16 protein-coding genes are annotated in these 17,393 nt (G+C 47.6%); 6 read left to right on the top strand and 10 right to left on the bottom strand.

Annotation, left to right across the window (positions count from 1 at the left end; translation table 11 throughout):
* Window positions 1-131: 131 nt before the first annotated feature.
* Window positions 132-1,427 (bottom strand): acetylxylan esterase, encoded by a 1,296-nt coding sequence (locus tag SFV55_RS13290; RefSeq protein ID WP_320029997.1) that lies wholly within the window; start codon window positions 1,425-1,427, stop codon window positions 132-134.
* Window positions 1,428-1,531: 104 nt separating this feature from the next.
* On the opposite strand from SFV55_RS13290, the gene SFV55_RS13285 reads away from it, so the two are divergent.
* Both SFV55_RS13285 and SFV55_RS13280 read left to right on the top strand, forming a co-directional pair.
* Complete coding sequence (locus SFV55_RS13285; protein ID WP_320029996.1) at window positions 1,532-2,017, top strand: DUF1648 domain-containing protein; 486 nt, start codon at window positions 1,532-1,534, stop codon at window positions 2,015-2,017.
* A 32-nt stretch (window positions 2,018-2,049) separates the two neighbouring features.
* Complete coding sequence (locus tag SFV55_RS13280; protein ID WP_320029995.1) at window positions 2,050-3,510, top strand: hypothetical protein; 1,461 nt, start codon at window positions 2,050-2,052, stop codon at window positions 3,508-3,510.
* Here the strand turns inward: SFV55_RS13280 and SFV55_RS13275 are convergent.
* A complete protein-coding gene (locus SFV55_RS13275) occupies window positions 3,485-4,399 on the bottom strand; it encodes a winged helix-turn-helix domain-containing protein (protein WP_320029994.1) in 915 nt (304 codons plus the stop codon). The genes SFV55_RS13280 and SFV55_RS13275 overlap by 26 nt on opposite strands.
* 164 nt (window positions 4,400-4,563) lie before the next feature.
* Here SFV55_RS13275 and SFV55_RS13270 point away from each other — a divergent pair, with 164 nt between their 5' ends.
* A complete protein-coding gene (locus SFV55_RS13270; protein ID WP_320029993.1) occupies window positions 4,564-4,995 on the top strand; it encodes a hypothetical protein in 432 nt (143 codons plus the stop codon).
* 132 nt (window positions 4,996-5,127) lie between these two features.
* On the top strand, window positions 5,128-5,706 hold the full coding sequence (locus SFV55_RS13265; RefSeq protein WP_320029992.1) for a DUF2911 domain-containing protein: 579 nt from the start codon (window positions 5,128-5,130) through the stop codon (window positions 5,704-5,706).
* Between the two features lie 165 nt (window positions 5,707-5,871).
* On the opposite strand, the gene SFV55_RS13260 is transcribed toward SFV55_RS13265, so the two are convergent.
* Entirely contained in the window at window positions 5,872-7,029 is a 1,158-nt protein-coding gene (locus SFV55_RS13260; RefSeq protein ID WP_320029991.1) for a glycoside hydrolase family 172 protein, read from the bottom strand.
* Window positions 7,030-7,162: 133 nt separating this feature from the next.
* Window positions 7,163-9,073 carry a S9 family peptidase gene (locus SFV55_RS13255; RefSeq protein ID WP_320029990.1) on the bottom strand — a complete coding sequence of 637 codons (1,911 nt, stop codon included), beginning with the start codon at window positions 9,071-9,073 and terminating at the stop codon, window positions 7,163-7,165.
* Window positions 9,074-9,240: 167 nt separating this feature from the next.
* Here SFV55_RS13255 and SFV55_RS13250 point away from each other — a divergent pair, with 167 nt between their 5' ends.
* Complete coding sequence (locus SFV55_RS13250; protein ID WP_320029989.1) at window positions 9,241-10,308, top strand: dipeptide epimerase; 1,068 nt, start codon at window positions 9,241-9,243, stop codon at window positions 10,306-10,308.
* A gap of 96 nt (window positions 10,309-10,404) precedes the next feature.
* Here SFV55_RS13250 and SFV55_RS13245 read toward each other — a convergent pair whose 3' ends face one another.
* The 6 genes from SFV55_RS13245 to SFV55_RS13220 form a co-directional block, all read right to left on the bottom strand.
* Complete coding sequence (locus SFV55_RS13245) at window positions 10,405-10,842, bottom strand: Hsp20/alpha crystallin family protein (protein WP_320029988.1); 438 nt, start codon at window positions 10,840-10,842, stop codon at window positions 10,405-10,407.
* Window positions 10,843-11,004: 162 nt separating this feature from the next.
* Window positions 11,005-11,310 carry a hypothetical protein gene (locus SFV55_RS13240; protein ID WP_320029987.1) on the bottom strand — a complete coding sequence of 102 codons (306 nt, stop codon included), beginning with the start codon at window positions 11,308-11,310 and terminating at the stop codon, window positions 11,005-11,007.
* Window positions 11,311-11,787: 477 nt separating this feature from the next.
* Entirely contained in the window at window positions 11,788-12,120 is a 333-nt protein-coding gene (locus tag SFV55_RS13235) for a hypothetical protein (RefSeq protein ID WP_320029986.1), read from the bottom strand.
* Between the two features lie 3 nt (window positions 12,121-12,123).
* Entirely contained in the window at window positions 12,124-12,669 is a 546-nt protein-coding gene (locus tag SFV55_RS13230; RefSeq protein WP_320029985.1) for a sigma-70 family RNA polymerase sigma factor, read from the bottom strand.
* Between the two features lie 118 nt (window positions 12,670-12,787).
* Complete coding sequence (gene ggt, locus SFV55_RS13225; protein ID WP_320029984.1) at window positions 12,788-14,509, bottom strand: gamma-glutamyltransferase; 1,722 nt, start codon at window positions 14,507-14,509, stop codon at window positions 12,788-12,790.
* Window positions 14,510-14,666: 157 nt separating this feature from the next.
* Complete coding sequence (locus SFV55_RS13220) at window positions 14,667-14,996, bottom strand: tRNA-binding protein (protein WP_320029983.1); 330 nt, start codon at window positions 14,994-14,996, stop codon at window positions 14,667-14,669.
* Window positions 14,997-15,181: 185 nt separating this feature from the next.
* On the opposite strand from SFV55_RS13220, the gene SFV55_RS13215 reads away from it, so the two are divergent.
* Entirely contained in the window at window positions 15,182-17,389 is a 2,208-nt protein-coding gene (locus tag SFV55_RS13215; protein ID WP_320029982.1) for a DUF5916 domain-containing protein, read from the top strand.
* Window positions 17,390-17,393 lie beyond the last annotated feature (4 nt).

The raw sequence follows: 17,393 nt of genomic DNA, 5'->3' as shown, positions 1-17,393 counted from the left end.
GTGAAAAATGAAAAATGAAAAATGAAAAATGAAAAATGAAACCTGAAAAATGGGCGACCGCAGCGACTTGTTCTGCTTTGCTTATCAATGTCACTGCGGTAGCCCGTTTTTCATTTTTCATTTTTAGTTTTTCATTTCCCCAGCTTCCCCATCAACCAATTCGCCACCTGTTCATTTTCCTCTGGAAAAGTCCAGTGTCCAGTTTCCAGAAACAATTTAAGTTCTTTGGGAGCAGTGATGGAATTGTAGACTGCCCACATGGAAGTTGGAGGGCAAGTTTCATCGTTGAAGCCCATTGAATAAAAGGTTGGCACTTTGAGCTGTTTGGCAAAATTGACCACATCGTAATACGCCGCCGTTTTGATTTTGGCTTCGGTGTTGTTTTGTGGATTGTTTTTGTCAAAAATATGTGGCCAACCACCAGCGCGATTTTTCAAATAACCTACCATATCCGCTAAGGCCGGATAAATCGGGGCCGACCATTTTACCCGTGGATCAAGTGCTGCCGTAACAATGGACAAAGCGCCCCCCTGGCTACCACCAGTAACTGCCAGATTGCTGCCATCGTACTGCGGCAAACTCACCAAAAAATCATTCGCGCGTACACAACCCAGGTAAACCCGCTTGTAATAATAACGGTCGCGGTCATCCAGGTTGTAGGTCCAGTAACCGCTCAAGTTGCTGGCCATCATGTCGTTGTACACACTCACATCCATGGTGACCGGTACGCCGTGAATGCCAATTTCCAGGGTGATTACTCCTCTTTCAGCAGTACGCACATCGCCTGCGTATGGGCGTGCGCCTGCACCGGGTACCCGCAACAAGGCAGGGTATTTTCCTTCGGCTTTGGGGACACAAAGGATACCATAGACCCGTGCACCAGCCCGAAAGTTTTGGATATTGACATGGTAAACGTTGACCTTTTCCGTGCAACGTTCGGGGAGCAGGGTCATTTTTGCGTCGAGGGGCATTTTGGCCAGCTCGGCTTTGGCTGCATCCCAAAAGTTGTTAAAATCACTGGGTAGTTCAACGGCAGGCTGAATTTTGTCGGGATCAATACCCGCAGTAGCCAGGCCCCGGTATTCCTTGCCGTCTACCAGTGCGGTCACGATGCAACGCAAAAAGCCAGGATTGCTCATGCTGCCACCCGCCAGGGTAGTCATTCCTGTTTTGAGGGTGATGGTTTCTTGTTTGGTAGCGGGCATTTTTTCCGGGCCAATTTCGTAGCGGATTTTTGCATCCTTGACGAGGTTGCCATTGCGGAAAATGGATACGGTGAAATTGACGTTTTCGCCACTGCGATAAGTCCAGTTATCGTGATCGGTACCAACGATCACCTTGATGAGCCTTTCAACGGGTTGTGCCTGCAAGCTGATGCCGCTTAGCACAATACTCAAGCATAGAAAGGAGAAAAAGAACTGCTTCATGATTGTTGATGTTTTTTGTTTGTTTATGTGGTGTTAACTCAGGTCAAGTGCTTATTGCAAAAGAACTCAATTTCTTTTACATTTATATTTAAAAGCAGAAAGCTATGTTCGGTCAAAAAACGGCATTTGATTACCTCATCGGGCTCCTGGCTTTACTCTTGGTTTTGTTGCAGGTGTACCTGGTTTTTCAGTATTGGCAGCTCTTACCAGAGCGCATTCCCACCCATTACAATTTTGCTGGAGAACCTGATGCCTACGGGTCTAAGACGACGCTGTTGTTTTTACCCCTGATTGGAGCTGGGCTATTTGTTATGCTTACCGTAGTGGGTCTGAATCCCCAAAGTATGAATTTGCCCGTTAAAGTGACGGAAGAAAATCGGGAATTGGTTTATGCGCAGGCGGTGCGGTTTATTCATTTTTTGCGGCTGCTGATCGGCGTTTTGTTTGGGTACCTGATCTGGGGAACCATCCAGGTGGGTTTGGGCAAACAGACTCAGTTGGATAGTCGGATTTTGTTTGGTTTATTGGGGGTATTGGGAATAGTCATGATTTGGTTTTTTGCACGTATTCCAAAAAGAAATAAAGAATAAAATCTAACGTTAAAAACAAAACAATTCCAGCCATGATTAAGTACTTTATCCTCTTATTGGTTTTGTTTCCAATGGGCTTTTTGTGTGCACAACGCACCGTAATTGCCGGAAAATTCCCTTATCAGCGCGATGTCCCTTTTTCGGTAGCCTTTATTTCAAATCAGGTAGTGTTGATGCAGGAATGGGGCAAAGTGGCCGATACCAGCAATGCCCAAGGTCTTTTTCATTTGGAACTCAAGGTGGACAAACCGAGCATCATCCGGTTTACACAACGCGAAAACGTTGAGCTGTACATTCGCCCAGGAGACAGCTTGTGGATAGAAATGATCAATGGCCGCAATGTCAGCTTTGCCGGGACAGCGGGCCGCGAAAACAATTTACTGTTCAGCTTGAATCGGCCCTTTATTCCAATCGAAACCCAGGAAAACCCACAGGAATATTCTGCGCTAATAGACACCCTTTATCAAAAACAACGCGAAGGTTTGAAGGCCTACCAAGCCGAGCAAGCTGATGAGGGCTTCGTTTCCCTTTTTACAGCAAAGGCACAGGCTCAATTTTTGGAGGACAAAATCAGGGTTTTGCAATTCATGCAAAAAGAAGCTTGGGAAGGAGCTTTGAAGGATCGGGTGGAGCGACAAATCCGCAATTTGCCTTTGGTAGATGAAGTACGCGCTGAGGTTTACATCAATGCCTTACACCACTTGTTTACCCTGGAAGTGCAACAAATCATGGGGATAGATTGGTCGGCCAATGAACGCAACGCTGAGATCGCTTATCCGGCGGGCTATCAGGAAGTATTTCGTCGGCATTGGCAAGAACGTTTGGCTGAATTGCCCAAACTGAAACAGTATTTTGAAATAGAAGAGTGGGTTCAAAACATCCAGTATTGCAGTAAGCTGGAAAACTTACCCCAGGCTGCTGCTGATTTGGAGCGAATCAAACAGGTAAAAGATTATCTCGCGCTCCATCAGGAAATGGAGTTGGCCTATCGAAAAAAGGTAATTCTCCTAAAAATGAAAAAGCTTCCGGCAATGGCCTGGCAAACTGCAAGCGGACAAATTGGTGGATTGGATCCGGCCTCAGACCAGCGTACTTTGGTGGTGTTTTGGGATGCCAACCAAGCAGAAAGTGTAGAAGCTTACCGGAAATTCCAGGAAAAAACGAGCATCCAATTTCTAGGTCGCTTACAGGATAGTGTGCTCAATACCATAAACCGGCAAAAGATGATTTGGGTACAAGTTGGTGGAGACCTTTCAAAATGGAAGCAAGTCATCGGAGAAATACCAGCAATATACCGAACGGAACACTATCTAATGAAAGAAATAGGTGCTTTACAGCCCTACCTCTACGCAGATAAGCTCCCCATTGCATTTGCACTGAAAGCAGACCAAACGATAGAAAGCATTAGCAACCGCCCGACGGCAATTGACGTCCCTTCCTGGGTAGTTGAAACAGTGGGTGGAAGGGTTATTTGGAAGCGTCAAAAGGAGTAATTTCAAAACGATACCCAACCCCGTGTACACTCACTATTTTGATGTTTTCATCCTCCTGCAACAATTTGCGTAGGCGGGAAATGAATACATCCAAACTCCGTCCGACCAGCATACCTTCGTCTTGCCAAATGGCTTCGAGGATGCGTTCGCGGTCCAGTACCTGATTGGCATTTTGGATCAAATAGTGGAGGAGTTTGGCTTCGCGGAAGGTGAGGTTTTTGAGTTGGCCATTTACCCAAAGGGTCTGATTGGCAAAGTCGAAACTGCTTTGGCCAAAGCGAAGTTGATTGGGATTGTCTGTTTCAGGTTGATCCACTGAGGTTGAGGGTGTTTTTTTACGATACAACACTGTTCCCAAGGCAGCAAGAAAAAGAAAACCACTCAACATGAGGAAACTGGTTTTCCAGGGATTGGGCTGGGGGATCACTTTTTCCAAAAAACTCAATTCGATGTTCAGACAATCGGCAGCGAGTTCACGGCCACCACAGGGTACCTCACCTTCTAGTTCCAAACCACTGGCGGAATAACCCAGGATCAATTCGTCGTCCTGGCAACGCAGTACGGCTACGTTGTAATCCAGCCGAATGGCCTGACGCAATAAGGCACGGCGTAAAATTTGCGGTAAACTATCATAGTTAAAACGACGCTCCAAACGGAGTTGCCAGGTATGAGCATCTTTTCTGCGTACGGGAGCAATGGTTGAGGTGCTGTCGCCAGCCAAATCCAACAGTCGATCTCCCGTTGCGCGCAGGGCTATATTAATGCGGGTAGGCTCCAACGGAGTTTCATTTCCTTTTGCTTCCGGCCACCAGACCGCTGAAAGGATAAACACCGCCAAGACCAACAGGCTCAGCGGCAAGCCCCATTTTTTGATTTTTTCTGCATTCATGGGACAAAATTAAAGCCTTTTGAACTTCCAAAAACAGGTTTTACATTTCATTTACATTGTTTTACCGGGTTTTAACGGCCTTTACAAGTGGGGTGCCTAGGTTTGTACCATTGAAATTCGATTCTTTAATCCTTGCATTTTACAACACTTCAAAATCAAAAAACATGCGCATTTTTCAAATCTTGCTGTTGTGTTCCTTTTTTAGTGCCACTTTGTTGATCGGGCAAAACGATTCTATGATGGTAGGGCAAAACGATTTTAACAATTGCACCGCCGTATTGCTGAACGATAAAATGGTGGTCAACGAGTACACCCCTACAGGGAAATGTGAATTGGCCATTGATGCTAAAGGCGCCTTTACGGTTCAACCGGTTAGTCTGCAAGACAATGGTGTGGTGATTCCACAAGGCAAGCGCCCTTTCAAAATCGCCATCAGGGATTTTAATACCAAAACGATGACTTTATTTTCGGATCAAACGTATACGGAAATAGAGGTAAGTAAGGTCTTGAGTCAGTGCAGAAAAGGGGATCATATTGTATTCATTACCTTGGACCGTAACTTGGCTTTGCCGCACAATGAAGTGCTAGTAAAGTGATTTCGGATTTGGGGTTTCGGAATTCGGTGGGCTCAGCTGTAAATTGACCGAAATCCTCAATCCGAAATGGTAAATAGTTTCCTCAGCGACATTGAAAATGGTACTAAAGCCACTAACTTCGTCAAAAAAAACATGAAACCAATCATTCTCTTTTGCTTTTTGTTGTGTTCCACCCTTCAGCTCAGCGCCCAAAAATTCCCGGGCTTGGACAAAAGCCCGATGGACATCAGTTATTATCCCCACGATTTTGCCCACGACCGCAAATTTGCGCCAGATAAAATTGGTGGTGCCGATGCAGCGGCGGTAGTGCGGGTCATTTACAGCCGTCCAGCCAAAAAAGAGCGGGAGGTTTTTGGGAAACTGATTCCCTACGGCAAGGTATGGCGATTGGGAGCCAATGAAGCTACCGAGATCAAGTTTTATCAAGATGTTACTTTCGGAGGTAAGCCAGTTAAAGCGGGATCTTATGCTTTGTTTGCGATTCCCGACCAAGGTGAGTGGACGATTGTGCTGAATAGCGAATTGGACCACTGGGGTGCTTATAGTTATAAGGAAAGCCTGGACGTGTTGAGGGTTAAAGTTCCGGTTAAAAGTACCACCGATGTAGTGGAAAACCTGGCAATTGCTTTTGAAAAGGCTGATGCAAAAGCGGCTACCATGCGGATTGCGTGGGACAAAACAATGGTAGAGGTGCCTGTTGAATGGAAGTGACGGAACACGAAGTTTTTCTAATTCATACCAAAGCGACATATCAGCACAAAGAACACAGAGGGGGGCACAAAGAACACAAAGCGAAGCGTCGTCAACGTCTAACTTTGTGTCCTTTGTGTTCTTTGTGCTAATATGTCGCTTTAGTGTTGAGATAGAATTCCGAAATCAATTCACTTCCAATTTATCTCTTTCTGGCAACTTCGGAAAAGTACCATGCGGCTCCGTCTGGTACCAAAAAACCACCGAAGCAATGTCATCCTGAAGCGGCAAGTAACGCCCATCGTTCCGCCAACCCAAAGCCTGAATGGTGACCTTCAAGTCTTTTTCAAAACGAATTGGATCTGGAATGTGCCAGCGGTACATGCCAAAACGCTGCATGACCTGGTAGTGCCCATCTCCGCGAATCACCTGCGGTAAGCCAACGTAGGCCGTGTTGAACTCCTGATATTCCACCACATCTACTCCTGCGGCATTCTTTTTGCGTACATCAAAATCGTAGGAACCGCAGAAATAATCTTCGGTACCCGTACCACAAATGGTGGGAAAATCCTTGTCGCCATCGATGTAAAACTTGATTTCGCCTTCGCCCCACCAGCCATTGTTGTGAACGCCCCAGGCGATGTAAGTACCAACGTAATGACCTTTACCCTTGATGCCATCCACCAGGGTATACACTTCTTTGTAAGGCACTGGATTGGTGCGGCGGAATTGGGCGTGGAAATAAGCGGCATCATCAGGAACGGTGGTTTCTACATAATCAATCTGGTAGTACAAACGGAATTCCTCATCGGCCAGATTTTCGATGGTGATTTTGGCCTTTTTGCGGAACGGCATCACCCAGTAGCAGTTAAACGCACTACCGGGATTGACCGTTACCGCCAGCGAATTGACCGGCGCATACTGGTTCCAACCCATGCAGAAGAAATCACCCATTGGTGCTTCGACGGAAGGCTCCTTTTCATCATCCCAATAAATGCGGATGATGGCATAGCGCCACTTGATGCCCGCCGGGGTGAGCCAAATGTGCTGAATGGCCCCCGATCCGTTGATTTCTGCCATGGTGAAGGTGGTTTTGGAGGGAATTTTTACGCTGGGGCTGATTTTCCAGCCCTGCCCCAGGCCACGAGCTGCGTTGGCTCCGGTTCCTTCCGTGGCCATTCCACCTTTTCCTTTTTCTCCGCTAAAGTTTTCTGGCGAGATGGAACGAGTCTTGGCGTCGGAAAGTTTGAACAAATTGCTGAGGTTGTTGGAAATGCCGTCATGTTTTTGGGCAAAAGCCAGGAGGCTCAGCCAACAGAGGCATAGGGTAAATAGTGTTTTCATTGCGATCGGAATTTATAGGTTGAAAAGTTGAGAAGCTGAGAAGTTGAGGGCTACCGCAGAGGCTTTGACAAAACCGGTGTTAAAATCGCTGTGGTAGCCCTCAACTTCTCAACTCCTCAACTTCTCAACTAAACTAGTTTTTCATTTCTTTTTCCTCCTTCAAATACTTATCCAAAAACTTCAGCACTGCGCCGTAGCCTTTGATCTCATTTTCCTTTTTTACAAAACCATGACCCTCATCCGGGAAAACAATGTATTCAACGGGGACTTTGTTTTTCTTTACCCCGGCCACAATTTCATCCGACTCGACCTGCAAAACGCGGGGGTCGTTGGCACCCTGGAGCACCATGATGGGGTGTTTGACCTGTTCGGTGTGGAACAAGGGCGATATTTTGTGCAAGCGCACGGAGTCAGCACTAAAGGGATCACCCAACTCGGCGTACAAGGCACTGCGGAAGGACTCCCAATAAGGTGGAATGGATTTGAGGGTGCGCAGCCAGTTGGTCACTCCAAAGATATCGACCCCAACTTTGAACTCATCGGGTGTAAAGGTCATCGCTGCCATGGTCATGTATCCGCCGTAAGAACCACCAATGATACCGATTTTTTCAGGATCGACATAAGGCAGACTTTGTAGGTATTTTTTGCCCCACACACAATCTTGCAGGTCTTTTTCCCCATGGTTGAGGTCGTCCATTTGGTAAAATTTTTGGCCATAACCACTACTGCCCCGGTTGTTGACGGCCAGGACAGCGTAACCATGGTTTACCAAAAATTGGATCAGCGGGAAATAACCTACCCTGGATTGCCCGCCAGGTCCACCATGTACCCAAACCAGGGCGGGAACTTTATTTTGCGCCGAAGCTTGCTGGGGCTTGTAATAAATAGCGGGAATGTCCAGCCCGTCGAAGGATTTGTAACGTACAACCTCCGCAGCCACCAAATCTTCGGGATTGATTTCCTTGTTCAAGGTTTCGGTTAATTTTTTCAGCTCCTTGGTTTGGAAATCATAGAGGTAAAGGTTTGAAGGAGCTTTGGAGGTGCCAACCGTAAGCCGCATTTTATTTTCGCTAGGGGAGATGCTTACGGAGGTCACGTCGCCATCCGGGATTTCAGGCAAATCCACTTCTTTACCACTTTTATTGTCAATAACTTTTAACTCATTTTTGCCATCTGCATTGATGGCAATTACGCGGTACTTTTCATTTTCGGAATCGTAGGCATACATGACGTCCCAATTGGTGGCAAAAACCTCCTTGCGTTTGCCATCCGCCAGGTTGTAGGCTTCGAGGGACTGAAACTCCTTGCTGGCATTGGAGAGGTAGTAAAAGGTTTTGCCGTCTTTGCTGAAGCCGGAACCTCCATAGATGCCTTTTTTTCCCTTTTCCGAGATCTCGGTCATTTTTTTGCTTCCCAATTCGTAAAGGAACAACTGATTTTCGCTGGTGGTGATGCTTTTGTTGAGGGCAACGTATTTTTCATCCCAGGAGAGCCCGGCCAGGTCGTACCCTTCGTTGTTTTGGTACATCATGCTGGCCTTCCAATCGCCAATGCTCATTTTATAGAGGTCAAAAAAACGCTCGTCCCGCTTGTTGGAAGTGTAATACATCGTTTTTTTATCGAGGCTCCAGCCAAAAAAGCTGGCTTTTTCTTTGGGCGCGGGAGTGAGATCTTGCACACTGCCATCGGCTTTGCGCAGGTAGAGGTGGTCAATTTCGTTCCCACCTTTGTCGGCGGAGTAAATGAGGTCGTTGGTGCCGGGTACATAATCCACGGCGAAGATGGATTCGGTAGTTGATTTGGTCAGGGCATTCATAGTCTGGTCGGCCAGATTGATTTCATACAGGTTGAAAATGCCCGTTTCGTTGCTGTGGACCAGTAGCTTACTTTCATCAGGAGAAAAGAAGCCCCCGCCGATGCCTTTGTTGGCATAAAACTGCTCAATGCTATATTTTTTGACATTTCGCGGTGGTGCTTCTTTGGGTTTTTGCTGGCAGGAAAAGGTGGTGATCAGGACAGTCAGGAGAATCAGGATTTTTTTCATTGCGATGGATTTTTGGTGAAAAGAGGAAATGAAAAATTCGTTTCCAGTGGTAAAATGGCCTTGAATTTAATCAATGCCGATCAATGTTTTCTTTTTTGAAAAAAAAAACAAGAATCTTTCTATTTTGTGGATCATCCGACTATGTAGAATAGAGAAAACCAAGCAACATGAACATCAAATCCATCGAGGTCTGGCGGCAAAATCTGGCCCTCTCCCGACCTTATACTATAGCCTACCATACGACTACCGAGGTTGAAAATGCATTCATTTTGATTGAGTTGGAAAACGGCATTCGGGGCATCGGAGCTGGGTGCCCGATGGATTATGTGACGGGCGAAACCCTGGAACATACCTTGGCTGTATTGCAATCCGAACCCATCAAAATGCTGGAAGGCAAACCCATCGAGTTGTTTCAGGTATACATCAAATGGTTTCGGGATACCTTCGGGAAATATCCTGCTGCCTTGGCCGCATTTGACATGGCTTTGCACGATGCTTTTTGCCAATCGATCGGGATGTCGGTGGTGGATTTTCTGGGCCGCAGGGTCGAAAAATTGCCTACTTCGGTGACCATTGGGATCAAGGATGTGGAAGGTACCCTGGCGGATGCGCAGGAGTTTGTAGAAGCGGGGTTCAAAATATTAAAAGTCAAACTGGGGCAAAATCTGCAACTGGACATCGAACGCCTGGTCAAACTGCGCGAGCGTTTCGGTTACCTCATCGGCATCCGAGTTGACCCCAATCAAGGCTATTCCTATAAAGATTTATTGCTGTTTGACGCTTTGACGGAGTCGCTGCACATCGAACTGGTAGAACAACCCGTCAAAGTGAGTGACATGCAGTTGCTGAGCGGCCTTCCTGCCGATATGCGCGACCAAATCGCTGCCGACGAGAGTTTGCTGCAATTGCCTTCCGCCCTACAATTGCTCACTCCCGATCGCACCTGCGGGATTTTCAACATCAAATTGATGAAATGTGGGGGCATTCAGGCGGCCCATGAAATTGCCAACGTTGCGCAATCCGCTGGCATCGACCTGATGTGGGGCTGTAACGATGAGAGCATTGTGAGCATCACGGCTGCGCTGCACGTGGCTTTTGCCCAGCCGCATACGAAGTACATCGATTTGGATGGCAGTTTTGATTTGGCGCAGGATGTGGTGAAAGGGGGATTTGTGTTGGAGGATGGGTACATGTGGCCGAATGAAAAGGCGGGATTGGGTTTGGAAATATTGTAGGGGCGACCTTCACGGTCGCCCACAGGATACAATTGCGACTGAAATGGCCGCCCACAGGATACACGACCATTCACGGTCGCACAGCGAGGGGTTCCCCTACACGATATCCACATTCCGCTCCACCCGTTGCGCCTCTGGCTTTTTGGGTAGCGTAATGATCAGTACACCTTCCTCCTGCTTCGCTACAATCCCTTCCGTTTCGATCTCTTCGTTCAAATGGAAGACCTTTTCAAAAGACTTGATCGGAAACTCCTGACGGATAAAGTTCGGCCGATAATCCTCCGGAATTTCACGAGTACCACTTACATACAGTACATCATCGACTACCGTGATGCTAATGTTAGCCTTGTCGTAGCCGAGGGCGTAGAGATGGATTTCGTAGTAGGTATCCGTTTCCGCTACGTTGGCTGGAATGTTGTACTTGGGCCGGCGGTGCACGCCTCCACCGTAGTGGTGACGGCCTTGATGACGACCATGATGTTGATGTTTTGGGGCACAGTTTGCCCACTTGGCCATTGCGTGTTGCCAATGCATAATGAATAGATTTAAAGGGGGCGACCACCACGGCCGCCCTGATGAATAATTGATATGGAATGATTGGTGCGACCCAGATGGTCGCCCTAAATGGAAAACAATTGGTGGATAGAATGGGCACTCATGTAGGGGCATCCGCGCGTGGGTGCCCGGCATACGATGTTATACCAAATCCCGGTCGTTGTACAAAGGTCTGTTGTCGTCCTGGATTTCTACTTTTCTGGCTCCACAACCCCGGCTGAATTTGTGGCGGAATGCCTCGTATTCTTCATCGCTCATGCTGCGGATGCGGTCGGCAAAAGCGGGTACGTGGTGGCCCCAAAAATGCCGACGCCACTTGCGCCGCATCACGAATTTGAAGATGGCCCCAAAGATGAAAAACATCAAAAAGGCTTTGAACAGGAAAAAGGGTACCAGCCACAAGCCCATGAACAATAGCAGGGCTGGTGCAAAAAACAGCACTTTCATTTCTTTGTATTTTGAGATTTAACAATCAGTGATTTCTCGTCACATTTGGGTAGACGGGGAGGCGGGAAAATTACTTTAAAAAAAGTGGAGTTTTTTTAAGATTTTTTTTAAGTGTATGATTGTCAGTTTTTTGACCCACGAATAAATTCGTGGGTTGGGGCGGTGGGGTGGCCTCCCACGGCTAATGAAGTTTTTTGAAATAACCGATCTCAAATTCTAGGCTCGAAGCGCATGAATTGCCTCCAGCTTTAGCTGGTGGATAAGCAGCGCACTCTGGTTTTGGGCTTTAGCCCCATGTGCAAAATTGAGTTTTGGGCTAAAGCCCATTCTAGTTCTGGCCATTGTTCCACCAGCTAAAGCTGGAGGCAATTCAATCGCCAGAGCCTAAAGAACGGTTTTTTCTAAAAACTTCATTATCCGTGGGTTGGCGGTATCTTTAGGGTATTGGGCAGCCACAAAGGACTGCCCCAACACACCCTATTTTGGTGGTTGACAACGTTTTTTCCACTCGGATTTGAAGCGTTCACGCTCCTCGTCGCTCATGTCCATCCATTTTTCACGCCATTGTTGGGCTTTGGGGTGGTTTGGGCCACCGCCACGACCTTTGGGGCCACTGAAACGAAAACCACCAAAGAGGATACGGCAGAGGATGAGCAGCCCTACGGCTTGCCAAAAGTTGATGCGTTGGAGGGGAGTGATTTCCGCCAGGGTGTAATTCCACAACAACATCACTACATAGCCCATCAGCATGAAGAACAGCGGGAAGGCGAGGATGAAGAACCCTATTTTTCTTTTCCAGTATGGTCTCATGGCTTAATCGTTATTGAGTTCATCGTACAAGGCCTGGAGGCGTTGGCGCAGGTGTTGCACCGCGTAGCGCTTGCGCGAGATGATGGTTTTTAAATTTTCCTGGGTGTTGTCGGCAATTTCTTGCAAGGTCAGGTCTTCCAATTCATTCCACACAAAAACCTGGCGTTGGTTTTCGGGCAATTCATCGAGGGCACTCATGAGGGTTTGCCAGAAGACTTCTTTAAAAAATTCGTCTTCGGGAGAATGGCTGTCCGAGAGCAGGATTTCTTTGACGTTGAGGTTGCCCTCTTCGTCTTCGTAACTCAGGTCGTCCAGGGATTCGGTTCCCTTTTGGCGGTAGGTATCGGTGATGCGATTGCGCGCTACCTGGTAGAGCCAGCCACTGAGGCTTTCAATTTCGTCCAGGTTGCTGAGACGGCTAAGTTGTACCCACACATCCTGGAGAATGTCCTCGGCCTCTTCCTCCGTACGTACCCGCCCACGGATGAAGCGGAACAAGCGGCTTCCGTAGTTGCGGATGGTGGAAAGGATGGTGGTTTTTTCGCTCACGTTTTGATTTTGACGGAACCAAAGATAAAGATAAACTCAAATTCCAATGCTATACAGGAACTGCACAAGACCAAACAAGGTTCAAAAACCAAAAACTCAAACCACAATGGTGCTGGGCTCAATACCCCAGCACCGTATCATCCTCAGCCCGATTGTCGGCTACACCTTCCAGCTTTCCATCCTTCCTGACCAAGATCGATTCAACCAGGCCAATGCCCGACCATTCCACGATTTTATGCCCCATTTCCCGGAGTTTTTTACGTGTTGCCTCATTCGCTGCACCCTTTTCTAGGTACAACTCATCTGGGGACCATTGACTGTGAAAACGTTTGGAATGTGTTGCATCGGTCATGTTCATTTTGAAGTCGATGACATTGGTGATGACCTGAAAAACGGAGGTTATGATTGTGGTACCGCCGGGAGTACCTACTACCATGCAGAGCTTTCCATCTTTGGTAACTATGGTCGGAGTCATGCTGCTCAATGGCCGTTTGCCGGGCATAATTGCGTTGGCGTCGCCGCCGATGGCACCATAGAGGTTGGGTACCCCTGGTTTGGCACTAAAATCGTCCATTTCATTGTTGAGCAAAAATCCAGCTCCGCCGACTACGGTTAATGCCCCGTAACCACCATTCAGTGTCGTAGTGATGGCAACCGCGTTTCCTTCTGCATCGACAATGCTGTAATGAGTGGTTTGTTTGCTTTCTTTCCCCGTAAATTCCCCTCCTTCGATGGCCTTGCTGGGTGTGGCTTTGTTGGGGTCAAAATTGGCAAACCGCGCTTGGATGTACTGGCTGTCCAGCAAATTGGCGATTGGAACACCATAAAAATCCGCATCGCCCAAGTGTTTGGCCCGATCGGCGTACACCCGGCGTTCAGCTTCGGTGAAGAGGTGAATGTGCTCGGGGGAATGGAAGCCCATTTTACCCAAATCATAGGGCTCTACCATGCCCAACAGCTGAAACAGTGCAATACCTCCACTAGAGGGCGGCGGCATGGAAATCAAGTCATAACCCCGGTATTTGCCCAACATGGGCTTGCGCCAAACGGCATGATAATCAGCCATATCCTGAGCCGTAATCCAACCACCACCACGCTGCATTTCTGCTGCAACCAAATCAGCAGTTTTGCCTTTGTAAAAACCATCGCGTCCCTGATCGCGGATGCGTTGTAGGGTTGTAGCCAGTTCGGTTTGGATCAACAGGTCGCCAGCTTTCCACTTTTGAGTACTGTCTGTTTTGATAAAAGCGCAAGCCTGGGTATTGTTTTTGATGAAACTTTTCCGATTCTCATTTAAACCGGATGCTTCGGCTGCGGTGATGTGAAAACCTTTTGCAGCCAGGTCAATGGCAGGCTGAACCAAACGCTTCCAATCCTTGAGTTTGGAATACTTCTGAAACATTTGCCAACAACCCTCTACACTACCCGGCACACCAGCGGCCAGGTGCCCTTCGATACTTTTGCCGTTGATGACATTGCCTTCTGCATCCAGGTACATGTCGCGATGGGCTTTGGCGGGGGCCTTTTCCCGAAAATCCAGGGAGGCTATCTCCTTACCATCGCCACTGCGGTAGACCAAAAAGCCACCACCACCAATATTGCCTGCAGCTGGGTATACTACTGCCAGGGCCAAATGGACTGCCACTGCTGCATCGATGGCGTTGCCCCCATCTTTGAGTACTGCCAGGCCTACTTCCGAGGCTAAAGGATGGGCAGTGCTGACGATGGCACTATCGGCCAGGGTGGATTTTTGGATGGAATAGCCAGTGAAGGTTGGTTGCTGCTTACAGGCGGTTAAAGCCAGGAACAAGAGGCAAAAGAGGTAAAGGTTAAGGCGCATGGATGAAGGGTTGAATGAGTCGAAAAATAGGGTAGGCAGCTTCGCTGCGGGTGCTTTTTCACCACCTTAGAAACCTGAGGCACTAAAGGGACACCTCAGGAATAGTTAAATCTAAGGTGTGTCTTTGGTGCCTCAGGTTTCTAAGGTGGTGAAAAAATCAAGCAACGCGCAAACCGTTAGGCACAGGCCGTTCCGGTTGCAACAAAGTAATGGTTTTATCGCCACCAATCAAACCCAGCACCAAACACTCCGAAAAGAAATTGGCGATTTGTTTGACCGGAAAATTGACCACAGCGATGACTTGTTTGCCAATCAGGTCTTCCTTTTGGTACAGCACCGTGATTTGGGCGGAGCTGCGTTTGATGCCCAGTTCTCCAAAATCAATCGTGAGTTGATAAGCAGGATTGCGGGCTTTTTCAAAATCCCGTACTTCGAGGATGGTGCCAACGCGCATTTCTACTTTTTCAAATTCTTCCCAAGTGAGCATTCCTTGTCTAATTTGGTTTTGAATCGGATGAAAATAGGCAATTGATTTTAGAACCAGGTTATTTTTTTCACTCGTCCCCCCTCATCCGCTTTCTATCCACAATCCCCTCCTTTTGGCGACTCCAATGAAAAGTTCCCGACAAATATCATTTTATTTGCCATCTGGAACCCAAACGTAAACACACCATGAAATTTGTCATTTCCCTTGTCGTCATCACCCTTTGCTTGGGATTGCCCGCGATTGCGCAAGAGCAGCACGATACCATTCGGGTAAACAGAACTTCTACCCCTATCAAAATAGATGGCGTACTAGATGATGCCTGGGCCAATGCAGCCATTGCAAGCGACTTTTGGCAATACTTCCCGATGGATACCTCCCGGGCCTGGAATCCAACCGAAGTGCGTTTGTTGTACGATGACAATTTCATCTATTATCTGGCCATCGCCAAAAATCGGGTGCCCGATGTGATGGGGGCTTACGTTACCCCTTCGCTTCGCCGCGATTTTCGGGGTGAAGCCAACGACGCGGTTACTTTTACCCTCGATCCTTTTCAGGATGAAACCAACGCGTTCCAATTTGGGGTCAATCCCTTTGGCGTACAGCGCGAGGGCTTGCTGACCAATGGTGCAAATGGCCCCATGGATTTGGATCAAGCCTGGGACAACAAGTGGTTTGCGGGGGCAAAACAATATAAAGGTTACTGGATTGCCGAAATGGCCATTCCCTTTAAAACCCTGCGTTACAAAGAGAGCAGCCAGTTTTGGAATGCCAAATTTTACCGGATCAGCAGTGACGGCCCGGAGCGTTCGAGTTGGCCCAAGGTGCCCCGGCAATACCCCATCATCAACCTGGCTTATCACGGCGTGATGGCTTTTGATCAGCCCCTCAAAAAACCTGGAGCGAACATTTCACTTATACCTTATACCCTGGTGAATTACCAGGAGGATCGAGTCGACCAAAAGGTTTTTGAACGAGGTTCCAACATTGGTGGGGATGCTAAAATTGCAGTTGGTCCAGCGCTGAATTTGGATTTGACCGTAAACCCTGATTTTTCCCAGGTAGAGGTCGATCAACAGGTGGCCAACCTGGATCGTTTTGAGATTTTTTTTCCAGAACGCCGGCAGTTTTTTCTCGAAAACGCCGACCTGTTTGGCAGCTTTGGCTCACAAAATTTACGTCCTTTTTTCTCGCGTCGGATAGGAATCGCCAAGGATACTACTACGGATTTGAATGTACAAAACCCGATTTATTTTGGGGCTCGCTTGAGTGGGAAGTTGGATAAAAACTGGAGGATGGGCCTCCTGAGCATGCAAACGGCGCGGGATTATGACATCAGCCAACCTTCTACCAATTATACCGTTGGGGTACTGCAACGCAAGGTGTTTTCTCGTTCTAACATTGGCATCATTGCCATCAACAAACAGCCTTTTCGAGACCGACTCCTGGAGACCGCCAGTTACGATTTCAACCGGGTAGTGGGTATTGATTACAACCTGGCTTCCAACGACAATAAGTGGACGGGCAAATTTTTCCACCACCGCAGTTTTGATCCAGCCTTAAACCAAGGGAAAAATGGTGCCAGCTCGGCCATGATCAATTACAATGCCTTGAACTGGGATGCTGTTCTTACGATTCAGGATGTTGGTGCTAATTTTAATCCAGAAGTGGGCTTTGCCCGTAGAACAGATTACCGCCGGGCTGCGGGAACCGTCAATTGGAAGTTTTATCCCAAGAAGGGGGCATTACAAAGTCATGGACCAGGGTTCGACTTCGACTTCTTGGGCAATGACACTTATGGAACGACGGATTGGGATTTGAATATCTTGTATAAACTCCGTTTTAGGAACTCAACCATCATCGATTTTAGATTGCGACGCGAATATGTTTACTTGTTTAACGCCTTTGATCCTACCAATTCAGGTGGATTGAAATTGGAAGAAGGTAATGCTTTTGCCAATAACTTGTTTCGGTTTATGGCGCTTTCAGATGCCCGCAAGGTGGTTTATTTTGATTTAAGTGGCCGTATTGGGCAATACTTTAATGGCTCGCGGGCGAACCTGGAGGGAACCATCAATTATAGAAAACAGCCTTACGGCATTTTTGGCCTTAATTTCAGTTACAATCGCATTCGCCTGCCTGAACCTTATGCGGATGCCGACTTTTTGTTGGTTGGGCCAAAAATAGACCTCTCGTTTTCGCGCAGTTTGTTTTGGACTACTTTTGTTCAATACAACAACCAAAGCAATAACCTTAACATCAATTCTAGATTACAATGGCGTTTCCGGCCCGTATCGGACATCTTTTTGGTGTACACCGACAACTATTATTCCGATACTTATGTCAATAAAAACCGGGCTCTGGTGTTGAAATGTACGTATTGGCTCAATTTGTAAGGTG

Origin of the sequence: Haliscomenobacter sp., assembly GCF_033763495.1 — a bacterium.
Taxonomy (GTDB): domain Bacteria; phylum Bacteroidota; class Bacteroidia; order Chitinophagales; family Saprospiraceae; genus Haliscomenobacter.
The sequence above is the reverse complement of the archived record's forward strand: the minus strand, read 5'-3'. Positions and strand labels throughout refer to the sequence as shown.